Annotated in this window: 20 protein-coding genes, 2 tRNA genes and 1 riboswitch; of the genes, 13 read left to right on the plus strand and 9 right to left on the minus strand. The window is 39.4% G+C overall.

What is annotated here, in order from left to right:
- Positions 1-291: 291 nt before the first annotated feature.
- Both MMG00_RS11035 and trhA read right to left on the minus strand, forming a co-directional pair.
- Entirely contained in the window at positions 292-1,716 is a 1,425-nt protein-coding gene (locus MMG00_RS11035) for an MFS transporter (RefSeq protein ID WP_242148289.1), read from the minus strand.
- Positions 1,717-2,025: 309 nt separating this feature from the next.
- On the minus strand, positions 2,026-2,646 hold the full coding sequence (gene trhA / locus MMG00_RS11040; protein ID WP_242148290.1) for a PAQR family membrane homeostasis protein TrhA: 621 nt from the start codon (positions 2,644-2,646) through the stop codon (positions 2,026-2,028).
- Positions 2,647-2,806: 160 nt separating this feature from the next.
- On the opposite strand from trhA, the gene MMG00_RS11045 reads away from it, so the two are divergent.
- Positions 2,807-3,484 (plus strand): DUF1190 domain-containing protein, encoded by a 678-nt coding sequence (locus tag MMG00_RS11045; protein ID WP_242148292.1) that lies wholly within the window; start codon positions 2,807-2,809, stop codon positions 3,482-3,484.
- 3 nt (positions 3,485-3,487) lie between these two features.
- A complete protein-coding gene (locus tag MMG00_RS11050) occupies positions 3,488-4,651 on the plus strand; it encodes a glutathionylspermidine synthase family protein (RefSeq protein WP_242148294.1) in 1,164 nt (387 codons plus the stop codon).
- Positions 4,652-4,950: 299 nt separating this feature from the next.
- Here the strand turns inward: MMG00_RS11050 and MMG00_RS11055 are convergent, their stop codons facing one another.
- Positions 4,951-5,391 (minus strand): RrF2 family transcriptional regulator, encoded by a 441-nt coding sequence (locus MMG00_RS11055; RefSeq protein ID WP_242148296.1) that lies wholly within the window; start codon positions 5,389-5,391, stop codon positions 4,951-4,953.
- A 138-nt stretch (positions 5,392-5,529) separates the two neighbouring features.
- Between MMG00_RS11055 and cysK the strand changes: the two genes are divergently transcribed.
- Both cysK and MMG00_RS11065 read left to right on the plus strand, forming a co-directional pair.
- Positions 5,530-6,465, plus strand: coding sequence for a cysteine synthase A (gene cysK / locus MMG00_RS11060; RefSeq protein WP_242148298.1), 936 nt, complete (start codon positions 5,530-5,532; stop codon positions 6,463-6,465).
- Between the two features lie 639 nt (positions 6,466-7,104).
- Positions 7,105-8,259 carry an MFS transporter gene (locus MMG00_RS11065; RefSeq protein WP_242148300.1) on the plus strand — a complete coding sequence of 385 codons (1,155 nt, stop codon included), beginning with the start codon at positions 7,105-7,107 and terminating at the stop codon, positions 8,257-8,259.
- A 25-nt stretch (positions 8,260-8,284) separates the two neighbouring features.
- Here the strand turns inward: MMG00_RS11065 and MMG00_RS11070 are convergent.
- A tRNA-Ser gene (locus tag MMG00_RS11070) sits at positions 8,285-8,374 on the minus strand.
- A 178-nt stretch (positions 8,375-8,552) separates the two neighbouring features.
- On the opposite strand from MMG00_RS11070, the gene MMG00_RS11075 reads away from it, so the two are divergent.
- Entirely contained in the window at positions 8,553-9,011 is a 459-nt protein-coding gene (locus tag MMG00_RS11075; RefSeq protein ID WP_242148301.1) for a GNAT family N-acetyltransferase, read from the plus strand.
- Between the two features lie 80 nt (positions 9,012-9,091).
- On the opposite strand, the gene MMG00_RS11080 is transcribed toward MMG00_RS11075, so the two are convergent.
- On the minus strand, positions 9,092-10,294 hold the full coding sequence (locus MMG00_RS11080) for an MFS transporter (protein WP_242148303.1): 1,203 nt from the start codon (positions 10,292-10,294) through the stop codon (positions 9,092-9,094).
- 140 nt (positions 10,295-10,434) lie between these two features.
- Between MMG00_RS11080 and MMG00_RS11085 the strand changes: the two genes are divergently transcribed.
- Positions 10,435-11,055 (plus strand): TetR/AcrR family transcriptional regulator, encoded by a 621-nt coding sequence (locus MMG00_RS11085; RefSeq protein WP_242148305.1) that lies wholly within the window; start codon positions 10,435-10,437, stop codon positions 11,053-11,055.
- Between the two features lie 422 nt (positions 11,056-11,477).
- Here MMG00_RS11085 and MMG00_RS11090 read toward each other — a convergent pair.
- Both MMG00_RS11090 and pyk read right to left on the minus strand, forming a co-directional pair.
- Positions 11,478-11,567: transfer RNA gene (locus MMG00_RS11090), tRNA-Ser, on the minus strand.
- 80 nt (positions 11,568-11,647) lie between these two features.
- The gene (gene pyk / locus MMG00_RS11095) at positions 11,648-13,090 is read right to left on the minus strand and encodes a pyruvate kinase (protein ID WP_242148308.1); all 1,443 of its coding nucleotides are present in this window, start codon (positions 13,088-13,090) and stop codon (positions 11,648-11,650) included.
- A 241-nt stretch (positions 13,091-13,331) separates the two neighbouring features.
- Here pyk and hemN point away from each other — a divergent pair, with 241 nt between their 5' ends.
- The 5 genes from hemN (at position 13,332) to nfo (ending at position 19,229) form a co-directional block, all read left to right on the plus strand.
- Positions 13,332-14,708, plus strand: coding sequence for an oxygen-independent coproporphyrinogen III oxidase (hemN, locus tag MMG00_RS11100; RefSeq protein WP_242148309.1), 1,377 nt, complete (start codon positions 13,332-13,334; stop codon positions 14,706-14,708).
- Positions 14,709-15,210: 502 nt separating this feature from the next.
- Positions 15,211-15,567 carry a DUF485 domain-containing protein gene (locus tag MMG00_RS11105; protein ID WP_242148312.1) on the plus strand — a complete coding sequence of 119 codons (357 nt, stop codon included), beginning with the start codon at positions 15,211-15,213 and terminating at the stop codon, positions 15,565-15,567.
- Positions 15,551-17,290 carry a cation acetate symporter gene (locus tag MMG00_RS11110; RefSeq protein WP_242148315.1) on the plus strand — a complete coding sequence of 580 codons (1,740 nt, stop codon included), beginning with the start codon at positions 15,551-15,553 and terminating at the stop codon, positions 17,288-17,290. Before MMG00_RS11105 ends, MMG00_RS11110 begins: the two co-directional genes overlap by 17 nt.
- 150 nt (positions 17,291-17,440) lie before the next feature.
- Entirely contained in the window at positions 17,441-18,241 is an 801-nt protein-coding gene (locus MMG00_RS11115) for a DUF4184 family protein (protein ID WP_242148317.1), read from the plus strand.
- A 142-nt stretch (positions 18,242-18,383) separates the two neighbouring features.
- Positions 18,384-19,229: a deoxyribonuclease IV gene (gene nfo / locus MMG00_RS11120; RefSeq protein ID WP_242148319.1), complete on the plus strand. Its 846-nt coding sequence runs from the start codon at positions 18,384-18,386 to the stop codon at positions 19,227-19,229.
- Positions 19,230-19,426: 197 nt separating this feature from the next.
- On the opposite strand, the gene metE is transcribed toward nfo, so the two are convergent.
- Positions 19,427-21,712 carry a 5-methyltetrahydropteroyltriglutamate--homocysteine S-methyltransferase gene (metE, locus tag MMG00_RS11125; RefSeq protein WP_242148320.1) on the minus strand — a complete coding sequence of 762 codons (2,286 nt, stop codon included), beginning with the start codon at positions 21,710-21,712 and terminating at the stop codon, positions 19,427-19,429.
- Between the two features lie 187 nt (positions 21,713-21,899).
- Positions 21,900-21,995, minus strand: a riboswitch (SAM riboswitch).
- A 278-nt stretch (positions 21,996-22,273) separates the two neighbouring features.
- Positions 22,274-23,215, minus strand: a complete 942-nt coding sequence (gene rbsK, locus MMG00_RS11130) for a ribokinase (protein WP_242148321.1) — start codon at positions 23,213-23,215, stop codon at positions 22,274-22,276.
- Positions 23,216-23,625: 410 nt separating this feature from the next.
- Between rbsK and MMG00_RS11135 the strand changes: the two genes are divergently transcribed.
- Both MMG00_RS11135 and MMG00_RS11140 read left to right on the plus strand, forming a co-directional pair.
- Positions 23,626-24,519: a glutamate/aspartate ABC transporter substrate-binding protein gene (locus MMG00_RS11135; protein ID WP_242148322.1), complete on the plus strand. Its 894-nt coding sequence runs from the start codon at positions 23,626-23,628 to the stop codon at positions 24,517-24,519.
- 185 nt (positions 24,520-24,704) lie between these two features.
- Positions 24,705-25,436 (plus strand): amino acid ABC transporter permease, encoded by a 732-nt coding sequence (locus tag MMG00_RS11140; protein WP_242148323.1) that lies wholly within the window; start codon positions 24,705-24,707, stop codon positions 25,434-25,436.
- The last annotated feature ends 2 nt before the right edge of the window (positions 25,437-25,438 follow it).

Genomic DNA, 25,438 nt, shown 5'->3' on the forward strand with positions numbered 1-25,438 from the left:
AATTATTTTTTTTATTAATTAATCCTCTGGTGCTTTTACAACAATCTTTAAAAGCGCTATCACATCACGTTTTTTATTTTATAACTAATATGTTAGTGATTAATTAATCATAGACCAATTTTTAGGCATTTGTCTAATCTATTTTGCATCAAATCCCACAAAAATAGGGAGGAGGCAGGGAGAAACCTGATAAACACTAATATCATAGTGATCTGTTTTTATAAAAAAACCCAATGATTAGGCATCATTATCATTGGGCTAAAAAAGCATCATCAAATTTAATATAAGAGCTTATTTTACCGGCGTTGTCACTAGCTCGGTAAGGCTTTCTATAGCTAAAGAACGGCTTTTAGTCTTCATTCCATAAATAGCAGATGCATTTTGCTCCTCCTCATGATCTGGTCCTAAAGGAATTCCTGTTCGATCTCGTAATAACAAAGAGGCCGTTAAACTTAATCCCGTCATAATCGCTAAATAGATCGTCACAGATTCAGTAGAACCTGTTGCGGCAACTAACCAAGCTGCAATCATAGGGGCAAATGCACCCCCAATAATCGACCCTATCGCATAGGTAATAGAAACCCCTGAAAATCGCACTGATGCGGGGAAGAGCTCAGCATAAAATACCGATAAAGCCCCATAAGTTAAACCAATCCCTACAGATAACAGAACTAATGCGGCGAGCACGCTTTGCCACGTTCCTATATTCACTAACGGAAATAATGCAAAAACGCCAATTAACTGCACGGTCCAACCGATCAGATAGATATTCCTACGCCCAATTTTATCCGAGATATAACCGGCAAATAAGGTAAAACACATCCATGTAAATGCAGAGATAGTCACGGCAATCAAAATGGGGGTTCTATCCATCTGTAAAGGGCCATTAGGATCTGTTGTGTAGTTTTGAATAAAGCCCCCTGTGGTCATATAGCCTAAGGCATTATTCCCAGCACAAACAAATGCTGCCAGTAGTACTAGCAATCCGTGATGCTTAAATAGCTGTATCACCGGTGCTTTTGTACTAATTTTTCGTTCTTTAATCTCTTCAAAAATAGGGCTCTCATCTACAGAGCGGCGAATCCAATGGCCTAAAAAGAGTAGCACAATACTTAAAAGGAAAGGTACACGCCATCCCCACTCCATAAATGCTTCTCCAGGAGAGATCACGCCGCTCATCAGTGCAAATACAGCAGATGCTAATAAAAGCCCTAAAGGCACACCTATTTGTGGAAAAGCGCCAAATAAACCCCGTTTATTGGTAGGTGCGTGCTCAACAGCCATTAATACGGCGCCGCCCCACTCTCCCCCTGCGGAAATACCTTGAATAATTCTTAAAGAAATTAATAATATTGGCGCCAAAATACCAATAGAATCATACGTAGGTACCAAGCCAATTAAAGCCGTTGCAACCCCCATAGCGATCAACGTCACAACGAGCATTGCCCGGCGCCCAATTCGATCGCCAAAATGACCTGCAAGAAAAGCCCCTAGCGGCCGAAATAAAAAGCTAATTCCCACAGAAGCAAACGATAAAATCGTGGCAAATGTAGGGCCTGCCGGCGCAAAAAACAGTTTATTAAAAATTAATCCTGCCGCACTGGCATAAATAAAAAAATCATACCATTCAATCGTTGTGCCAATAATTGTGGCATAAGCGACACGTCTGGTTCGACGCCTTTCTGATATTTGATCCAGAGTACGTTGTTTCCCCATATTATCCTCCTGAATAAATTGTGATTTATTCTTATTGTTATATCTCCTTGATGCTTTGATATGCGAAAGCATATTTATCACTAATTTATTTTTATCATTAAGGTATTAGTGATTTTTCATCTTAGGCTGAAATTTAGGCAAATGTCTAATATTTTCTGTTTTATATCAATAATTTCCATTTTAAAACTGAAAAAAATGATACCTTTGCCATCCAATAATGGAGTTTAAAATAGGTAATATTCAAATAATGTAATAATGATTTTCAATTAAAAAAACACGTACCACCGCTATCAATCACGGTTTACTCTATTAATTTACATAAAATAAAATACTAAAGTACTGACAAACACTACCGCCAATAACAAATAGGTGCCAGATGCCATGCGCATGCTTAACCTTTTCATCTAATAAGAAAAAGATTACGCCTAACGTATAAACAACGCCGCCCATTACAAGCCAAAAAATCCCCTCCGAAGAGAGCGATAATGAGAGAGGCTTTGCGGCAATAACAATGAGCCATCCCATAACAAGGTAGATCGACATTGAAAAAATCTGCGTTTTTTTACCAATCCATACTTCTTGGATAATCCCAATTAAACACAATCCCCATGAAATACCAAAAAGTGACCAGCCCCAACCTCCATTTAAGGTCACTAATGTATAAGGTGTGTAACTCGCGGCGATTAAAAGATAGATCGCACAATGATCTAAAACCTGAAATCGATCTTTCCATCTCCCCGGTTTAATACTGTGATAAAGCGTAGAGATTAAGTAGAGAATAAAGAGTGCCGAGCCATAAATAGAGACGCTGACAATCTTCCATGCATCTTGATAAATACTTGAGTGAACAATGAGAAATACCATGCCCCCAAGCGCTAAGAGAGCACCAAAAAGATGGGTATAGATATTAAACTTCTCGCCTTGTGGCATATCAATCCTTCTACTAATTTCTCAGTATGATTTTATAAAAATTTATCTTACCACGCTTATCTTTAGATGAATAATTAAGCTCTGCGTGCTTTTTTCCGCTATTGTATAATGCTAAAACGCGATTATATATCAAAATATTCATCTGTTTATGGAGTGGAAAATGCGTAAACGTACCTCACAAGTGAATCTCGAAAACTTTCGTAAAAAGCCAAAATCTTTTCGTCTAAAACCGCTAGCAGCCATTGTCGCTTCTGCATTCATCATTACCGCTTGTGGTAGTGATAAAGACGCACAATTAGAAGAAGTCACCATGTATCGTAACGTTGAAGAATGCGTCCGCTACAATCCAAGCGCTGATGCTAAGCAGCTTTGTGAAACAACATTCGCGCAAGCACAACAAGAAGCAATTGATACCGCGCCTCGCTTTGCAACTCGCGAAGATTGCGTTGCTGAATTTGGCGAATCAGGCTGTCAAGTAGCCCCTGTGGATCAAAGCAATGCCACAGCGCAACAATCAAGTGGAAGCTTCTGGATGCCACTGATGGCAGGATTTCTCTTTGGGAAAATGATGAGTGGCTTTAATGCCCATAAACCGCTCTACTCACCACAAAGTGGTCCAAACCAAGGTAAATTCTATGGCGCTGATGGTAAGAACTTTGGCAATATGAAGCCAGGTGCTACTACTAAAGTAAACCTTTCTGATTTAAAACCAGGTGCAAAAGGTCAAACGATGCGCCGTGGAGGCTTTGGGCAGATGGTGTCAAAACAAGCTGCTGCGGCAAACAGTAAATCAGCATCAAATTCACAAAATACCCAGCGCCGTAGCATGGGTGGTTAATTCATGAAGCGAGTGGCAATTACTGAGCGCCCTAATTGGCAGGCGCAAGCAAAGGAGTATGGCTTTAACTTTCACACCATGTATGGCGAGCGTTATTGGTGTGAAGATTTCTACTATCAGTTTGGTTTAAAAGAGATCGAACTGATTGAAGAGGCAACCGAAGAGCTACACCAAATGGCACTAAAGGCTGTTGATCGTGTAGTAAAAAGTGAAAAGCTTTTAGAAAAATTCCAAATTCCGCCCCAAAGCTGGCGCTTTATCCGAGAATCTTGGAATCGTGAAGAGCCTTCTCTTTATGGGCGTTTTGACTTTGCCTATGATGGGCAAGGCAACCTTAAAATGCTCGAATATAATGCTGATACGCCAACGTCCCTCTATGAAAGTGCCTTTTTCCAATGGCTCTGGCTAGAGGATCAGATTGAAGCAAAAAATCTACCGATGATTGCCGATCAATTTAATAGTATTCAAGAGCAACTCATCTCTCGCTTTGGGGACCTTCGCGCTTATCACAATATGAATCTCCTTCATTTTAGTTGTTGTGAGGATAGTGAGGAAGATCGTGGAACAGTAGAATATCTTGAAGATTGCGCTAAAGAAGCAGGTCTTGAAACAGAGTTTCTCTATATTGAAGAGATCGGCATTAATAGCGATCTTGAATATACCGATATGGATGATACGCCGATTGATGCCATCTTTAAACTCTATCCGTGGGAATTTATGCTCGGAGAAGATTTTGCGAGCTATCTCGATATGGGGAAAACCCGCTGGCTTGAACCTGCGTGGAAAGCAATTCTCTCTAATAAAGCATTACTACCGCTATTATGGGAGATGTTTCCAGGGCATCAATATCTCTTACCCGCCTATTTCTCAAATGATAAAAAAGCAGCAAGCCTCACCTCTTATGTGAAAAAACCGCTCTTTTCACGAGAAGGGGCAAATGTGGAGATCGTGACAGATGGCAACGTGCTAGAGAGCGCGGATGGTCCTTACGGCATTGAAGGTTCCATTATTCAAGAATATGTTCCACTTCCCATCTTTGATGGTAATCATGTCGTAGTAGGCAGCTGGATTGTTGGGGATACCGCTTGCGGGCTTAATATTCGTGAAGATCACTCACGAATTACCCAAGATCTCTCACGTTTCTACCCGCATGCGATTATTGGATAAATAAGCTTTCTCATCATCTTTAATTTCGATAATAATCCTTCATAAACTAAAACCCCAAATAGAGTTGATCTCTATTTGGGGTTTTCATCTCTTAGCCTTTTTTATCTCATTATTCACGATCTAATCCCTCATCTCTTTATAGGAAAATAGAATGAAGAAAAGCTGCTTTATAGTAAAACAGGTTCAAAACAGGCTGATTTAAATGCTGGCAATTTGATTCAATAACTTTAAACCAAAGATACTATAAAACCACCCAAATAAGTATGTCTTCTTTCCCATCGGGAATCAGTCATTTATCATTAGAGATAATACATATAATTGCCCTCTTCACCTTGCGCTTCTAAGGTGATATCTGCTAGAGAAATATTAGTTAACATCTTCGCAAGTCCCTCTTTCATCGGGGTATAGACCATTTCAACAAGCGCTCTTTCAATATTTTGTGATGTTTTATCAACGGTTGCATCATTTTCTGAAAAAAGCGCAGGCTCTACAGAATGCAAAATATCATAAAGCGTAATCTCTTTTGGCGCTCTTGTGAGATAATACCCCCCTTGCGAGCCCTTAATAGATCCTACAACCTCACCACGTCTCAGTTCTGAGAAGATACGCTCTAAATAAATTTTAGAGATTTCCAACTCTTCTGCAATCTCAAGCACTGTAATCGTTGGCTGAGATTCATGTACAAGCGCCATTTTAACGAGTGAAGCAAGCGCATAACGAGATTTTGCAGATAATTTCATAGATCCCTCTCTGAATATTTAATTGACAACTATTTCCTAATCCTGATAATGTTACTTTATTCGGATTAAACATATATTAAAGGTATGCTTAATTTTCGTCAACACTTTTAAGCTATCGACGTTACACAAGGAAATATTATGGCGACTATTTATGAAAGTTTAACAGATCTTATCGGTAAAACTCCGCTCTTAAAATTAAACCGCTTCTCAAAAGAGCAAGGTTTAACAACCCCTATTATTGCAAAGCTTGAATACTTAAATCCTGCAGGAAGTGTGAAGGACCGTATTGCTTATGCCATGATTGATACTGCTGAAAAAGCGGGCATTCTTAAAAAAGGTGCAACAATTATCGAGCCAACAAGTGGTAACACAGGTATTGGTCTTGCCTCAGTTGCGGCGGCTAAAGGTTATCGTATTATCTTAACCATGCCGGAGACCATGAGTATTGAGCGCCGCAATCTTCTTAAAGCTTATGGTGCAGAGTTAGTGCTTACTGAAGGCGCAAAAGGGATGAAAGGGGCAATTGCCAAAGCTGAAGAGCTTGCTGCTGAAATTGATGGCGGCGTGATTCTTGGTCAGTTCGTCAATCCTGCTAACCCGCAAGTCCATAAAGAGACCACAGGACCTGAAATTTGGGAAGATACAAATGGTAAGGTTGATATCGTTATTGCCGGCATCGGCACAGGCGGAACGATCACCGGTATTGGTGCTTATCTTAAAGAGAAAAACCCCAATGTAAAAATCATTGCAGTAGAACCAGAAGGCTCACCAATGCTTTCACAAGGCACGGCAGGTCCTCATAAAATTCAGGGTATTGGCGCAGGATTTGTCCCTGATACTTTAGATACCAAAATCTATGATGAAGTCGTAACCATATCAGATTCAGAAGCATTTGAACTTGCAAAAGTTGTTGCAGCAACCGAAGGCCTACTTGTGGGAATCTCTTCAAGTGCTGCAGTAAAAGCTGCGGTTGAAGTGGCTAAACGCCCAGAAAACAAGAGTAAAAATATTGTGGTAATCTTCCCTGATAGTGGTGAAAAATATCTTTCTACTCCGCTATTTGAAAAAGAATAATATGTCCCCATATTAAATATAAGGCGTTTATTCCTCCTCCTTTTAAACGCACTTGATTCGCCCAATTAGAGCAATTCTAGTTGGGTTCTTTTTTTGTCCCCTTGGATTACAAAGAAAAATTCATCAATCTCTTTTCCTCCCATAAAATCATTAAAATTTAGATAAAAATTCAAATAGTTCACTCAATATTAAACACCCCTAAAAATATCATTTGATCTTAAATCCCAAAATCGTTACTATCTCGTCACCTCATAATCGTCGTACTTTTCTATGTGGGAAATAAACCTTGCGATTGTCATGATGCATCTCATTTTCTAGCAGTTAGCACTTTTCAAAGGCACTGCCATCACTACTTTGATTTAATCGATGCTCAAGCAAAAATCACAACCACTATTTAATGCAATATTAAGTGGTGTTTTCAAGGTTCTTTAAATCTCATCACGAAATTGTCACACGCATTTTTTATATGGAAAATCTCCCCGCTTATTGCCTTGCAATAAAGTGGACGTTATTTATCACCATCAAAAAAATCATTTGTGATCCTCTCCTACGATGCTTATCTGAAATTGCTCTATGTGAGATCTCTACTCACCCCTAGAGTTTTTGACTTCAACGCAATATTGATACAAGGATTGATCTATGCCATTAGTTGTTTATATTTTAGGACTCGCCATTTTCTCCATAGGCACATCAGAATTGATGATTGCCGGCATGATGCCATCACTCGCTACAACCTTTGAGGTTTCAATAGGGCAAGTGGGATATCTTATCTCTTACTTTGCCTTTGGCGTTATGCTAGGTGGCCCAATATTGACTTATTTTTTCTTAAAATTTAAGGCACCCTATCGCCCAACCTTACTAATACTACTGATCTTATATGCCCTTATTCAAGGGATCAGTGCCTTTATGAATAGCTTTGAGATTCTCATCCTTATCCGTATTATTATCGGTGTACTTTGCGCAGGATGTTTAAGTCTCTCTTTAGCCACAAGCATGTCTTTAGTCTCTATTGATAAAAGACCAAGCGCTGCTGCTATTGTCATTGGGGGATTTATGATATCCAACGTTTTTGGCGTGCCTTTTGCCACAGTTATTGATGAATATTGGGGTTGGAGAGCCAGCTTTGGCATTGTCGCAATCATGGTATTACTCTGCTTTATTGCGCTCTTTTTTATGTTACCCTCTTTTAAAAGCCATCAGGCACCTTCGATGGCAGATGAAATTCAAGCCTTTAAAAGATCTGCCTATTGGAAAGCATGCTTAACAAGCTGTTTAATTCTTGGGGCTAGCTTTGCAGCGTTTAGCTACTTTGTTCCTATCTTAATGAATATTACCCAAATGGATCTTAAAATCATTCCCTTGATCCTCATGCTCTATGGCGCTGCTAATGTCATTGGGAATATCATTACCGCAAAATTTGCTTACCGCTATAGCCTGCAAGTCATGCTAATTGGCTTAACAGTATTAACGCTCTCTCTTCTTAGCATGGCGCTACTTGCTCAATATCAGTGGCTAGCAATTTCTTTAGTAGTAATGATCGGTTTATCAGGCGTTCCGATGAACCCTGCGATGATGGCAAGAGTCGTCAGCGTTGCTCACCCAGGCCCTATGGTAAATGCCGTTCACACAGCTGTGATTAATATTGGATTAGGTGGCGGATCTTACCTTGGGGGCGCTGCAATCACTGCGGGATTAGGCTATCTTTCCGCCCTTTGGATCGGTGCTTTCCTTGCCTTTTTAGGGCTTCTCTCTATTTTACCCTACGCTTTTAGAAAAAAATCCGGCTGGGAATAAGAGGGAAAACCTCCCCTTTTCAATATGGCGGAGGTGGTGGGATTCGAACTCACGAACGGTTTAACCCGTTGCCGGTTTTCAAGACCGGTGCCTTCAACCACTCGGCCACACCTCCATAGTTAAGAAGTGACATTATAGTGAAAAGTTTACGCTCTGCAAGCCTTTTTATAAAAAATAGACATCTCCCTTAAAAATCTTCATCTTAAATATGCTAAAACAATAGATTGATACTATTAATCTATTTTTCAATCAGACTTATTCTAACAACTAAAATACCACTGGAGGCTTTATCTATGCATCAACCTAAACTTCATTGCGCACCATTTTCTAATCTCTCTATAGATCAGCTCTATCAAATCTTACAACTTCGCAGCAAGGTCTTTGTAGTGGAGCAAAATTGCCCCTATCTAGATATCGACTCTCAAGATCAGGAAGCCATTCATCTTTGGTTTGAAGATAAATCACAAGCGATAACCACCTATTTAAGAATCCTCCCTAAAACTGCCACTAGAAAAAATGTGATGATTGGCCGTGTTGTCGTTCACCATGATTTTCGTGGTCAAGGATTATCACGCACCTTATTATTAGAAGCCTTTCTTTGGATTACCAAAAATTTGGGGGAAGAGCCCATTGAAATTAGCGCCCAAGCTTATCTGTTAGAATTCTATCAAAGCCTTGGTTTTAAGCAGACTTCTGAAATTTATTTAGAAGATAATATCCCGCATTTAGATATGCTAAAAACTGATTATTAAACGTCTTCATGATGATAAAAACCTACTATAAAGGGGCAATAACTCGATAGTAGGTAAATTTATCTCTTCTTAATTCCTAACTAGCAAGAAGGACAACTATTGACTGCAACATTACGTACACCGCGAGTCATTGTTAATACTAAGGTAAAGGCAAATAATCCCGTTAAAGCCGCAACACTCATTAAAGTAATGCCATTAAAATGATCTAAAATAAACCCGCCCAATAGACTACCGATAGTAATTAAGATTAAGAACATAAAAGTGACTAATGCCGAGCCTTTCTCAACTAAATGAGGCACATGGACATACATCCAAATATTAATACTCGAAGGAATCATCCCTGCTGCGATCCCCCAAATAGCCACTAAAAAAAGCGTTTGCATTAAAAGCAGATCACTCATCGCAAAAGCTAAAAAAACAATCCCTAATAATAGCGCCATAATGGCAAAATTATAACGGACATTATATTTTCCAAAATATCCCGCTAAGATATTTCCAAAGACACTGGCAACACCAAATGCTAGGAGTAGTCCCGATATCTCGCCATCAGAAAACCCTGCTGATTGCTTAAAAAAAGCAGTAAAGTAATTATAAGCGGCAAAATGCGCTAGAAAAATTAAGATAAATAAGATCAGTCCCTTGCGCGCAATCGGATGGGATGGCATTAACAATAATTCCTTCCACTTAAGACTAGAAGATGGCTTTAAAGAAGGGAGGGAAAAATAGAGCATTAAAAAAGCCACCATACCAAGCGCTACCAATACCCAATAAGGCATCCGCCAATCATATTGATTAGCAAGCCAAGCCCCTATAGGAACGCCTAGGACCGTTACTAATGTCACAGCCGAGAAAAAGATAGTCACAGCAAGAGCTGTTGGCAATTGTTTGGGGGCAATTCGAATCACAAGCCCTGCAGCAACACCCCAAAAGCCGCCCAAAGCAATGCCAAGGAAGAAACGACCTAATAGCACAAAAGCGAAATTTGAAGCGAGCGCTGTGACTAAATTTGCCGCCACCATTAAAATCGTTAATACCAATAAGACGGCACGCCTATCCATTGATTTTGCATAAATGGGAATGATTAATGCAGAAAACATGCCGGCAATAGAGGTTACCGTCACTGTTAATCCAGCTGTACCTGAAGATATTTGAAAATCCTCAGCAATATTATTTAAAACGCCGATTGCTAAAAATTCTCCTGTGACAATAATAAAGCAAGCAAATGTTGCGGACAAAAGTGCCAGCCAACTACCATTAGCAGAAGAGGTTGTTGTTAAGTTCATATAAAATCCCTAGTTTATTTTATTCATTCTATAGCGGTCACTATAAAAATAGTATGCTATTATTTAAGGGATGATTCTCTTTGTCAATTAATTTTATAGTGATCACTATAAAATATACTTTTAAGAAGCAGGAAGCTGTTATGAAAAATAGCGCAAAACGTGGGCGACCAAAATCTTTTGATGAACAACAAGCATTAGAAAAAGCGATGTTTCTCTTTTGGGAAAATGGCTATATCGCAACATCAATTAGCGACCTTACGAAGGCTTTAGGTATTACAACGCCTAGCTTATATTGTAGCTTTGGTGATAAAGCAACATTATTTAATCGTTGCATTGATTATTACTTAACAAACGAGGCGTGTCCCATTATTGAGATTATGCGCCAAGCAAAAACGGCAAAAGTTGCGATAGAATTATTAATGTATGATTCAGCCAAAAGGCTTGTGCAGCCTGATAAGCCTGCAGGATGTATGTTAGTTACCTCTGCAATAGGTAGCGCTAAACAGATTGAAGAAGTACAGCTCCACGTCTCTGAAAAGCGTCATAACTATCAAGAGATCATCTTAAAAAGATTACAACAAGGTCTTGAAGAGGGCGATATCGCTAAAGGGACAAAGCTTGATGCGCTTGCTGATTTTTATATCACTCTCATCAATGGGCTTACAGTGAAAGCCTGTGATGGCGCTAATCTTGAGACTTTAAATCAGATTGTCCTCAATGCAATGAAAGCTTGGCCAGTATTTGAAAGCTCTGCGGAATAATCCCCTGTTTCCGGAGTATTATCGTCGATTTGGTTTAAGAAACACTATTCAAAATAGGTAAAATAATAGAGCATAGAAATCAAACTAGCTTGCACAATGCGAGTTAGAGCGACTCTTGTACTTCTCATAACAACTCTTGTGCTTCTCATAACAACTCTTGTGCTTCTCATAACAACTCTTGTGCTTCTCATAACAAATGCGCCGGCTATCTGGCTCAATGACTTTTAAACCGATTTTACTATAATTCGATCTCATCAAAAATAGAATTAAATCCCTTAATTCCTTAATTCCTTAATTCCTTAATTCCTTAATTCCTCATAAGGTCATTCATTAAACACCGCTAAAACCAAGATTTATCCTTAAAGTCGTTTCGTAACGGTAAACAAAAAGCTCTTAGCAAATTGCTAAGAGCTTTTTAAATATGGCGGAGGTGGTGGGATTCGAACTCACGAACGGTTTAACCCGTTGCCGGTTTTCAAGACCGGTGCCTTCAACCACTCGGCCACACCTCCATAGTTAAGAAAGGTCATTATAGTGAAAACAAATTGTGTTGCAACTATTTTTTAAGCCTTTCTCAACTTTTGAGTGCTATTTAATCAATTGTCACGATACGAAGACAGTTTGTTCCACCTTGTTGGAAATTAAATGAACCAAAAGTTACTAAAATTTGATCCCCTGTTTCAACAGCTTTATTCGCTTTTAATACGCTGACAACTTGTCTTTGAATCTCATCATCTGGGGATGGTTTAAAGTCATAAAAAATCGGTTCAACACCACGACAAATGGTTAAACGTCCACAAGTATCTTCATTACGCGTAATACCATAAATGGGAAGATCCGTTGTCACGCGGCTCATTAAAAGTGCGGTTGTCCCTGTTTCAGTTAAACACGCCACGGCTTTAATATTAAAGTGGTTAGCAAGCACAATTGATGACATTGCGATCGCTTCATCAGTGCGCTCAAACTTAAATGGTTCATCACGAAGTGAATACCCCCCTTGTTTACCTGACATTGAGTAATCAACCTCACTCTCTGCCCCAATACAGATCTCTGACATCGCTTTCACTGTTTTAACAGGATATTTACCCACCGCTGTTTCCGCAGAGAGCATTACCGCATCTGTACCATCTAATACTGAGTTTGCAACGTCCATCACTTCAGCACGGGTTGGGGATTGATGCTCAATCATAGATTCCATCATCTGAGTTGCTGTAATGACTGCTTTATCTAATTGTCTTGCACGATTAATAAAGCGTTTTTGAACCCCTACTAATTTTGCATCACCAATCTCAACGCCTAAATCACCACGAGCAATCATAATTGCATCTGATGCTTCAATAATCTCATCAATATTATCTAGTGCTTCAGTTCTCTCAATTTTAGCGACGATTCCCGCCTTTGAGCCAGCTGCCACTAAAAGCTCACGTGCTTCAATAATATCTGCACCTGTTTTAGGGAAAGAGACTGCGATAAAGTCTGTGTTAAAACCTGCAGCACAAATTAAGTCTTCTTTATCTTTCTCTGTTAGCGCGGCTGCTGATAAACCGCCACCTTTAAGATTAACCCCCTTACGATTTGATAAAGGACCTGCGACCACGACTTTTGTTTGAATCTCGCTTTCAGTAACGCCTGTGACATCAACAATAATATTGCCATCATCTAAAAGAAGCGTATCACCAATTTTAACGTCATTGACAAGCTCTTTATAAGCAATACCCACACGCTCATTATTGCCGGCATCTTCATCAAGTTTAGAATCAAGAATAAACGTTTGTCCTTCTTCTAACTCCACGCGGCCTTCTACAAAGTTTTCAATACGAATTTTAGGACCTTGAAGGTCTGATAAAATTCCCACGCGAATCCCAAGCTTATTCGCCACTTCACGAACGGCTTCTGCTCTAGCAATATGTTCTGCATGCTCACCATGAGAAAAGTTAAGACGCACAATATTCACTCCGGCCTTAATAATCCCTTCTAATACTCCAGGTTTATCTGTTGCAGGTCCTAAGGTTGCTACAATTTTAGTACGACGCATTAATAACTACTCCTCTTTTGCTATGGAAAATTCTCATCGAAAATCAAAAAGCGTTGATCAATAAAGTATAACGCTAATTTCAAAACTTAGCTCAATAAATCAAGAGAAAAGCGCCACAAGCTCCCTGTTTAAGATATAATAGTGCTCGCAGAAAATGGATTTCTTTCCAAAGTCTTTGTTGAGCGGACATTCGCTCATGAAATGTCTTCGAGCAGAAGCTGATCATTAGAGTATACGGAATATGACAAATAAAATATTTAATGAAGCCCTTATCGCTAAATACGATAAAGCAGGTCCTCGCTATACCTCCTACCCTACCGCCGTCCAATTTACGGAAGAATTTGGCGAAAAAGAGTATGTAGAGGCAGCGCAAGCATCTAATGCTAGAAAGAATCCATTATCACTCTATTTTCATATCCCCTTTTGTGCCACAATCTGTTTTTATTGCGGCTGTAATAAAATTATTACCAATAACCGTAAGCGCTCAGAGCCTTATCTTAACCGTCTTTATAAAGAGATGGAGATGCAAGGAAAGCTCTTTAATAATAAAGCACCGGTAAAACAGCTCCACTGGGGTGGTGGTACACCGACATTCTTATCTCACGATGAGATGCGTACCTTAATGGATAAAACTCGCGAAGAATTTAATCTACTTTCAGATGATGAAGCCGAGATCTCTATTGAAGTTGATCCTCGTGAGGCTAATGCCGATACGGTGCGCTTCCTACGCTCTATCGGGTTTAACCGTTTAAGCATGGGGGTTCAGGATTTTGATGATAAAGTGCAAGTAGCTGTCAACCGTATTCAGCCTAAAGAGATTACAATTGAAACATTAACAGCCGCAAGAGAATCGGGGTTTAACTCGATCTCTCTAGATCTTATCTATGGTCTACCTTTTCAAACTGTCGATAGCTTTGCACAAACATTAGAAGATGTGATCGAACTCTCCCCCGATCGCCTATCTGTCTTTAACTACGCACATATGCCGCATCTCTTTAAAACACAAAAGCAGATGAATCCAGAAGATATGCCATCACCTCAAGAGAAGCTTCTTATTTTAAAACAGGTGATTGAGCGTTTAACAGATGCAGGCTACGTCTATATCGGCATGGATCACTTTGCAAAACCAACGGATCAACTTGCCATTGCGCAAAAAGAGGGATTACTCTATCGTAACTTCCAAGGTTACAGTACCCATTCAGATTGTGACTTAGTGGGAATGGGCATCTCATCGATTTCTCAAATTGGCGATATCTATGCCCAAAATGCTAAAGCAATGCCACAATATGAAGAGATGATTGATCAAGGAAAACTCCCTATCATGCGCGGTGTTAAACTCTCACAAGATGATCTTATTCGTCGTCATGTTATTACCGAGATTATGTGTAACTTAAAACTAGATCTTGATAAAGTAAGTGAAGATCTTGGGATTGATGCTCGTGAATATTTTAAAACAGATTTACCAGAGCTTAATGCAATGCAAGATGATGGATTAATTATTATTGAGAACGATAAATATTATGTTCAAGATTCTGGCAGATTACTCATTCGTAATATCGGAATGGTTTTTGATGCTTATTTAAGAAAAAATGATAATAGATTCTCACGAGTTATTTAAGTCAAAATAAGCCGTAACTCGCTGAATTATAAAGATTTAAAAAATCAAACGGGTATTAAGTCCTCTATTTTAAAGGGGTCTTAATACCCGTTTTTCATTTCTGAGTTGATATAAAAAAAAAGCTATGTTAGCTTAAAACTAACCTCACAGGAGAACAAATGGGCGCTTGATACATTGTTTTAAATAAAAAATACACCATACAATGTGGAGCAGAAAGGAGATAATCATCATGGTTAATCATCAAAAATGATAATAAAAAAGAGGTTAATAACAATAAAAAACCTTTAAAGAATTGAATTAGGTAATTTTATATATAATAATTTAAGAAAATATGTAATTAAAACAATAAAACTTAAACAATTCTCTTATTAAAAGCTCAATTAAACCTGTAGATCATGTGCCTAAGGTGGCATTAGTAAGTATTTTGGTTGGTCGACAAAATCGATAACCATCAAAAATTTTATAACACCATGTCTATTTATCTATAACTGAGGAGGATATTATGTCCAATTCTAATCAGGATACCGCTAAACGTGACTACGATGAAGTCGTTGACATCATAGCAAAGGATCCGAAATTTCATGCCATAGTGAAAAGGAAGCAGCGATATAGTCTCACGCTTCTTGCCCTAACACTTGGGTTGTATCTCATCATTATCTTAGCTTCAAGTTTTGCCCGTGATTTAGTTGCAACACCCATTGGCGCCAATATGGTGACAACATGGGGAATTCCTGCGGGATTCTTCTTAATCGTCTGGACAGTGGGATTAATTGCGCTTTACGTTAATCGTACTAATAAAGAATTTGATACCTTAAATAAAGAGCTCTTAGAGGAGGTTACTCATGAAAAGTTCAAGTAAAACATGGTTAACCTTTATTCTGTTAGGTCTTAGCCTTTTCTCAATCTCCTTTGCAGCAGACTCTGCATTTGGTGATGGTGAAAAGAACTGGACAGCGATCAGTATGTTCTTTGTTTTCGTTCTTGCAACGCTCTATATTACTTATTGGGCGGCAAATAAAACAAAATCAGCCTCAGACTTCTACACCGCAGGGGGCGGAATCTCAGGATTCCAAAATGGACTTGCAATTGCTGGGGACTATCTATCATCTGCATCATTCCTTGGGATTACCGCCATGGTTTTCGCATCTGGGTATGATGGTTTAATCTATTCATTTGGATTCTTCATCGGTTGGCCAGTTTTCCTCTTCCTTATGGCAGAGCGTTTTAGAAACTTAGGTCGCTTTACCTTTGCAGATGTGACCTCTTTCCGTTTACAACAAACACCTATTCGTATTCTTGCCGTGTTCTCCACAATGGCAATCGTATTACTTTACCTTATTGCGCAGATGGTTGCCGCAGGTAAATTGATCGAAATGCTCTTTGGATTCCACTACAACGTAGCAGTATTTATCGTTGGGATCTTAATGGTTGTTTACGTTATCTTCGGGGGAATGCTTGCAACGACATGGGTACAGATGATCAAAGCGGTATTAATCCTCTTTGGTGCAACCTTAATGGCAGCGTATGTTCTCTTTAAAGTAGGCTTTAACGTGGAGATTCTCTTCTCAGAATCTACCAAAATTCACCCATTAGGAGAGAAGTTAATGTCTCCTGGTAACGCGCTTAAAAACCCTATTGACTCAATCTCTCTAGGCATTGGTTTAATGTTCGGTACCGCAGGTCTTCCACACATCTTAATGCGTTTCTTCACAGTTAAAGATGCAAAAGAAGCACGTCGCTCTGTACTTTATGCAGCAAGCTTTATCGGGTATTTCTATTTACTCATGTTCATTGTTGGATTCGGAGTAATCTTCTTTGTAATGGGCAACCCTGATTATACCATTGCCGGTATTACAGACTTACTCAAAAACCTTCGTGGTGGCGATAACATGGCTGCGGTTCACTTAGCACACGTTGTTGGTGGAGACGTATTCCTTGGCTTCATGTCGGCTGTAACATTTGCAACATTAGTCGCTGTTGTTGCTGGATTAACCCTCTCAGGGGCATCAGCAATCAGCCATGACTTCTATGCAAACGTCATCAAAAAGGGTAATCCTGTGATGAAAACAGAGCTCACAATCTCTCGTTTCACCACAATCGTACTTGGGGTTCTCTCCATCTACTTAGGAATCTTATTTGAGCATCAAAACGTGGCGTTCTTAGTCGGTCTTGCATTCTCAATTGGTGCATCTGCAAACTTCCCATTACTCTTCTTATCAATGTACTGGAGCAAGCTCACAACAAGAGGAGCTGTATTAGGAGGCGCTGCTGGATTTATCGTTGCCGTGACCATCATTACTTTAGGACCTGCTGTTTGGGTACAAGTATTAGGCCATGATGAAGCGATTGTTCCCCTTAATAACCCAGCGATCTTCTCAATTCCTATTGCATTTATTGTGACATTTGTTGTATCTATCATGGATAACAGTAAAGCAGCACAAGAAGCTCGTGCGAAGTTTGAAGCACAATATGTTCGCTCACAAGTTGGTGGTGAAGGTATCTCTGAAGCAATTCAGCAATATCGTCAAGTAAATCACCCTGAGTTTATGGATGAACAAAAAGCAAAAAAAGTGACGGAATAATAGATCATTAATAACAAGATCTTTAATTTGATCCTTTGGTCCTCGGTAGAATCGCTTCCTCTACCGAGGCTTTTTTATCCCCAAAAAAATGTTAAAAATCATGTTACTATCTGATCCATCAATATTCATTATTCTGATAGAACTATAATTATGCCTTTTACCCTTTCACACAGCATTGCCGGCATTGCGCTTCATAGAGTTTCTCTGCAAAAACTCTCCTTATCGGCGCTTATTATTGGCGCGATGATGCCCGATGCTGAGTACTTATTACGGATGAAGATGTTGGGTGTCTTTGGACATACTTTCTTAGGAATTTGGCTCTTTGATCTTCCTTTAGGCTTACTCTTTTTTATCCTTTTTCAAAAAGTCATCAAAACACCGCTTATTTTAAATCTCCCTCAAGGCTTAAGCCAAAGATTCACGCCTTTTTTAGCAAATCCCCCTCCCCTTAAAACCTCTCTATTGCCTATTGAGCTCCAAAGCATAAAAGGAGTGATGCTGGTTTTACTCTCCCTATTTCTAGGAATTTTATCGCATATTTGCTGGGATGATTTTACCCACCAAACAGGCTTTTTTGTCACCCGTATTACACTCTTACAACAGGAAGCTACACTCTTTCACACCAAGCTCCCCTTTTATAAAATCTTACAACTTACAAGCTCACTACTAGGCGCGATTGCCATAGCTCTTTGGATCTACTTCTTACCAAAACAAAAGGTTCGATTATTCAATCAAGCAAAATGGCGATATCAGGCATTATTTATGGCACTTATCATATTTATTATAATGATCCGCTTAAGTGTTAGCTTCACTTTGCAATATGCTCATCTGATGGTTATCACTCTTGCTGCAAGTTTTCTCAGCCTCTTTTTAACTGCGCTTATTTGGCAATTTAAAAATAGTGATGCTTCATTCAAGATAATAAATCCCCAACCCAAAAATCCCTCTTGATAATCATCCTCATAAAAGAATTCAAATAGGGGATGCTCAACATTCTCCTCGTAAATCGGTACAATGGCTTTTGAAATTTATAAAAACAACTCATAATGATTGATCGTTTAAAGCATCAATCAATGCAGATAGGGATTGGTATATGACATATTATATTGGTGCTCATGTTAGTGCTGCCGGCGGCGTACAAAATGCTGTTAAAAATGCCGAGGGTATTGGGGCAAATGCTTTTGCACTCTTTACAAAAAATAATCGCCGCTGGGAAGGTCCTCCCCTTAAAAAGGCGGATATTGAAAGCTATAAACGCTTTTTAGAAGTTTATAAATTTAACGCAAAGCATGTCTTGCCTCATGCCAGTTATTTAATAAACCCAGGACATCATGAAACTGAAGCGCTCGAAAAATCTCGTCATGCGTTGCTTGATGAATTTCAACGCTGTGAGCAGCTCGGTATTGAACTCATTAATTTCCACCCTGGAAGCCACTTAAATAAAATGCCGGTCAATGATTGCTTAGCACTCATTGCTGAATCAATCAATATCGTTCTTGATCATACGAAAGGCGTAACCGCTGTTATCGAAAATACCGCAGGGCAAGGCACGAATTTAGGCTTTGATTTCGAGCATATCGCTCGCATTATTGAAGATGTCACAGATAAATCTCGCGTGGGGGTTTGTATCGATACATGCCATGCCTTTGCCGCAGGATATGAGCTTCGAACGGAAGAAGGTTGTGATAATACCTTTGCAGAATTTGATAAGGTCGTTGGCTTTGATTATCTAAGAGCCATGCACTTAAATGATTCTAAAGGCGCTTTTGACAGCCGTGTTGATCGCCATCATAGCTTAGGTAAAGGTGAGATTGGTGAAACGCCTTTTCGCTATATTATGCAAGATGAACGTTTTCAAGATATGCCTCTTATCTTAGAAACCATTGAGCCTGAGATTTGGAAAGAGGAAATAGCCTGGTTACGCTCTCTTGAGAAATAAAAAATAGGGCTTCATAACCCTTCTAAAAAAAACACCCTATCAATCTTCAGAAAGATAGGGTAAATGAGTCACACAATAAGTATTGATGAGCACTCATAAGGAGTAAGGTTACTAAAGCATTCAAAAAAACTATGGAGAGAATGCTTTAGTATTTAATAGTGAGATTATTGCGCTCACTTGATTAAATCATCTTCGTATCACAACGCCTTTTGATATCTTTGACGTAATGATTTTGTTGCCGTCACAACATTTTTTAGGGCCGCTCGAACTTCATCCCACCCTCTTGTTTTAAGCCCGCAATCTGGGTTAATCCAGAGCTGTTCTTTTGGAAGATATTGAGTTGCATGTTCAATAAGCGTTTCAATCTCTGTAACTGTTGGGATTCTTGGAGAGTGAATATCATAAACGCCAGGGCCGATATCATTGGGATACTTAAACTCCCGAAAAACGTTCAAAAGCTTCATATCTGAACGCGATGTTTCAATCGTAATCACATCAGCATCTAAATTGGCAATCGATTTAATAATCTCATTAAAGTTGGAATAACACATATGGGTATGAATCTGCGTCTCTGCTTTCACGCCGGAGCTACTTAAGCGAAAGGCTTTTTCTGCCCATGCTAAATAATCCGCTTGTCGCTCTCTACGAAGCGGTAATAATTCTCGAATCGCTGGCTCATCTATTTGAATAATCGCCACACCCGCTTGCTCTAAATCGTGAACCTCATCTCTTAATGCTAAGGCAATCTGAAAAGCCGACGTTTGGTCTGATTCATCATCTCTTGGGAAAGACCAAGATAAAATCGTGACAGGACCTGTTAACATCCCCTTAACAGGCTTATCTGTTAAACTTTGGGCGAACTTAATCCAATCAATGGTAATGCCTTTAGGTCTTGAAACATCGCCATAGATAATCGGCGGTTTCACGCAGCGAGAACCATAACTTTGCACCCAACCAAACTGCGTAAAAGCAAAACCATCTAAGTTTTCACCAAAGTATTCAACCATGTCATTACGCTCAGCTTCCCCATGAACAAGCACATCTAACCCAAGCTTTTCTTGCTCCGAAATGGCATAACGAATCTGATCATAAATCCCTTCATGATATTGCTGCTTATCGATCTCTCCTAAACGATATTTCCGGCGAATTTGGCGAATCTCATGAGTTTGAGGAAACGAGCCGATCGTCGTTGTCGGGAAAAGGGGTAGATTAAATTTATTTGCCTGAATCTGCGAGCGCTTGGTAAAAGCTGTTTCTCGTTGATCATCCCCTGCTTTTATCGCTGCAACGCGTTGAGCTACGGCGAGATTATGAATGCGTGTGGAGGTTTCACGTGAAGCATGAATGTTATTAGACTTTGTTAAGGCTTCCTCAATCGCAGATCGCCCATCAGTAACGCCTAGAGTTAACGTTTTAATCTCTGCTATTTTCTGAATACCAAAGGCAAGCCAAGACTTAATTTCGGTATCTAACTTCTCTTCGGCATTTAAATCAACGGGCGAATGGAGTAATGAGCAAGAAGAGCCAACCCATAATTGTCCTTCCCATTTTTCAGCAAGCGGCGTTAAAGTCGTCAAACTCTGCGCCAGATTATTAGCCCAAATATTACGGCCATCGACTATGCCTACAGATAAAATCTTATCTCCAGGCCACTGGTTAACAACATTGGCAAGATCCCCCCGAATCGCATCAATATGCAGCCCTGCTACCGGAAGCTCGACAATTGTCTCTAAATTATCGGCAAGCTCATCAAAATAAGTGGTTAAAATGAGCTTATCACTAATTTTGGCAAGTTCTTGGTAAACAGCCTTAAAAGCGGCTCGCCACTTATCGCAAAGATCTAACACCAAAATAGGTTCATCTATTTGAATCCAATCAGCGCCACTTGCCTCTAGTTGAATTAAAATCTCTTTATAAGCTGTAGTTAATGCAGGGACTAACTCTAATTTAGAAAACTGCTCCCCTTTAACACTTGCTAATTTTAGCCAAGTTAAAGGGCCTGTAATCACCGCTTTTACAGCTTGGGAACTAAAGCCTTTGGCACGCTTGACGGTTTCAAATAATCGATCACTTGAAAGCTTAAAGACTTGTCCTTTTTCTATCTCTGGCACAATGTAATGATAATTAGTATCGAACCATTTTGTCATTTCTGAAGCTGGCGCATCTTCGCCGCTCGGCGCTCTACCTCTAGCGATACGAAAGAGGGTATCAAGTGATACCTTTTCCCCTTTAGGATGATTAAATCTTGGCGGGATAACGCCGAGTAAAACGGAAGTATCTAAAATATGATCATAAAAAGTAAAATCACCCACCGTTAAAAGATCAAGGTCTGCTTGCGCTCGCCAGCCATCTTCTTCAACGGCTTTAGCAATACTTCGTAGCTTTGCTTGATCAATTTCTCCTTGCCAATACTTCTCTAGCGCAAACTTTAATTCACGCTGAGCGCCCACTCGAGGAAATCCTAAAATATGTGCAACTGACATCTGACTGTCTCCTTAAATTTTATCCAGTTTATTGTGAAGGAAAGCACCTCAAAGCCTCCCTCTCCTTTTCTGCTGGCGTAAAAAAGCCAACACTCTTTTCTCTTATCAAGCAGTGTTGGCATCGAATCCAATCGCTTTTATCTCTCAGTAGATGTTTCTAAAATATCTTCAATTTTGATACTTTAGGTATTCATCACTGTAGGAGTTAGCACCTTAAATACCTTTTTCGTATCCAGGTTGCCGGGTTTCACAGGGCCTATCCCTCCACCACTCTTGATAAATGTTCGCTGTTGTCAGCGTGTTTTTATAATACGCATACTCTTTTTTAAAAAGCAAATTATTTATCTCTCCCTATTTTTATTTTTTGGATTAATCTCCTTTTTAAAACCAATCAATATACTTTTCCACTAACTATCTAAGTACTCATGAAAACAGAGAATTATCCTCTTTTTTCACAATAAAAAAGAGATTAATGCTACTCATTAATCTCTAGTAAATTGCTCTAGTAAACTATTTAAATTTTTCTTATGAATGCTGATTTTTTAACTAAAAAACTACAAATTAGGCTTGAGCTTTTAAGAATGCTTCAATCTCTTCACGCCAAGGAATTGCTGGCTGAGCGCCCTCTTTCATCACCGCTAAAGCCCCTGCTGCATGCGCTATTTTCACAGCGTCAAAAAGCGTTTGATCTTCTAATAATGCCGTTACTAAAGCGCCATTAAAAGTATCACCCGCCCCAATGGTATCTACAGCTTTCACCATAAATCCTGGCACTAACTCTCCGGTTCCACGTGAATCATCTTTTGTTTTCACACTCACCCAAGCACCTCTCTTTCCCAAGGTAATAATCACTGTTTCAATCCCTTTTTGGTGCAAAGCTTGGGATGCTAAATCGGCATCTTTATCTGTTTCAACAGTAATACCTGTGAGGATCTGCGCCTCTGTTTCATTGGGCGTAATAATATCGATATTGGCTAAAAAAGCATCCGTTAAATCTCTTGCTGGAGCGGGATTGAGTACCACTTTAACGCCGGCATTTTTGGCTTTTTCTGCTGCTAATTCTAATGTTTCAATAGGCGTCTCTAGTTGCATTAAAAGCATATCCGCCGCCGTTATCTCAGAGATAAAAGGGGTGACTAGTTCAGGAGTCACATGGGCATTAGCACCGGCATAAATACCAATCATGTTTTCACCTTCATGATTTACAAAAATTAGCGCAACACCTGTTTTTTCACCTTTAATAACCGTCATTAATGCAGTATTAATCTGATCTTTTTGAAATTGTGTGATCGCCCATTTTCCCACATCATCATCACCTACTGCTGCAATAAAGGTAATATTTGCTCCCGCTCGCCCCGCTGCAACCGCTTGATTGGCGCCTTTCCCCCCTAGTGCAACTTGATACTGATCTCCGGCAAGCGTTTCTCCTGGCAATAAAAAATGGGGAACTTTTAAAATATAATCCACATTGCTACTTCCTAAAACGATCAATTTTTTCTTCATTTTTTATGCCCTTTATCCTGCAAAATAATGTCTTAAGAATAGAAGCTCCTAAACCTTCCGTCAAGCACCAAGATCAAGCAGTTATCAATCCTTGCCAACATTTAAATTAAAGTCATTTATGGTAGATACCTATAACTAAAAGTAATATCCCTCCTTAAAAATATCGAGTCTTACTTCTTGCTTTTTTCTCACAGCTAGCCTATATCTAAATACAGGCTGTTCAAAATTTAAACTTAAAAGCTGAGTTCTCAAGATTTATAAAAGACCTACTATAATAATTTTTTTACTATCTTAGTTCTCACGATGTTTAAAAAAACTTAAATATAACAAAGAGATATTTCAAAATATCCAATTAACAGCTTTTGCTAGGATACACAACTAGATAGCAACCACAGTACGAAGGAGTAAACATGAAAAAAACGATTCTAGGGCTTGCATTATGCGGCCTAATTGCGATGCCGAGTGCAACAATTGCAGAAGAACTGACAGGCACATTAAAAAAAGTAAATGATACGGGATCTATTACCCTAGGTCATAGAGAATCATCAATCCCCTACTCATACTATGATAATCAACAAAATGTCATTGGTTATTCCCATGAAGTTAGCTTAAAAATTGTAGAAGGTATTGAGAAAAAACTCGGTAAAAAAATCGATGTAAAACTGATGCCCATCACTTCACAAAACCGTATTCCACTAATGCGTAATGGTACCATTGACCTTGAGTGCGGTTCTACGACTCATAACAAATCCCGTGCACAAGAAGCAGGCTTCACTAATACGATCTTTATCATTAATATCCGTATGATTACCGATAAAGATTCCGGCATCTCAAGCTTTGATGATCTTAAAGATAAAGTGGTCATTACAACAGCAGGAACCACTTCTGAGCGAATTCTTCGTAATATGAATGCTGAAAAGAATATGAATATGCGTATTCAAGCAGCTAAAGACCATGGAGATGCATTTATGATGCTCTCTGATAATCGCGGAATTGCTTATGTAATGGACGACTCTCTTCTTTATGGTGAGCGTGCTAAATCCCCAAATCCAAGCCGTTGGGTTGTTACAGGGGAATCCCAAGACCAAGAAGCTTATGCATGTATGATGCGTAAAGATGACCCGCAATTTAAAGCACTTGCTGATGAAGTCATTGTTGAGCTTTCAAAATCAGGGGAAATGGAAGAGATCTACAACAAATGGTTTACTCAACCAATTCCTCCACGTAATGCAAACTTAGAATTCCCACTTTCAGATAGCATGCGTGAGCTCTTTAAAAATCCAACTGATACACCGTATCAATAACCAGTAGCGAGAAGGTTAGCCATTTGTTGACTCCTAATGCCTAATTTCTCACTTATGAAATGCTAGGAAGAGGTCGCCCCCTCTTTCCTAGTATTTCTCGTCTTTAATAAAGTCAATAGAATCAATATTTTAATAATTCTCTCATGGCTTCATGAGATCACAATTTTATTAGTAAAGGTTTCTCTATGTTTGGATTAGATTTTTCAATCTTATTTCAAGAGGCAGTTATTAACGAAACCTATCTTGACTGGCTATTAGAGGGTGCAAAGTGGACCATCCTCTCATCTAGCGCCAGCTGGTTTCTCGCTCTCGTTCTTGGCATTATTGTCGGAACAATGCGGACTCTTCCCAGTAAAACTTTCAGATTTTTAGGGGCAACCTATGTCGAATGTTTACGTAATGTGCCCCTTATTGTTCAACTCTTTTTCTGGTATTACGTTTGGCCTAATCTTATGCCGAGCGTCTTTGGTGATTGGATTAAAGGCCAAGATCCCTTAGTACAGATGATGACCGCCGGTATCTTATGTCTTGGGCTCTTTACCTCTGCCCGTGTTGCTGAGCAAGTTCGCTCAAGTATTGAATCACTAGCAGGAGGGCAGATGCGTGCAGCGCTTGCCACAGGGTTAACCCTACCACAAGCTTATCGCTATGTTATTTTGCCACAAGCCCTACGCATTATTTTACCGCCAATGACCTCTGAGCTTCTTAACATCTTTAAGAACTCTTCTGTTCTTCAAACCATTGGACTTGCCGAGCTTACAAGGCAAGCTGCGCAAATTAATGACTATACCGCAAAGGCTTATGAATCCTTCATTCTCGTTACCGTTGCCTATATCATTATTAACGTAGCACTCATGTTTATAATGAAGCTCATTGAACGCTGGACACAGCTACCGACCTTTAAAGAAGGAGCTTAAAT

Source organism: Ignatzschineria rhizosphaerae (genome assembly GCF_022655595.1).
GTDB lineage: Bacteria > Pseudomonadota > Gammaproteobacteria > Cardiobacteriales > Wohlfahrtiimonadaceae > Ignatzschineria > Ignatzschineria rhizosphaerae.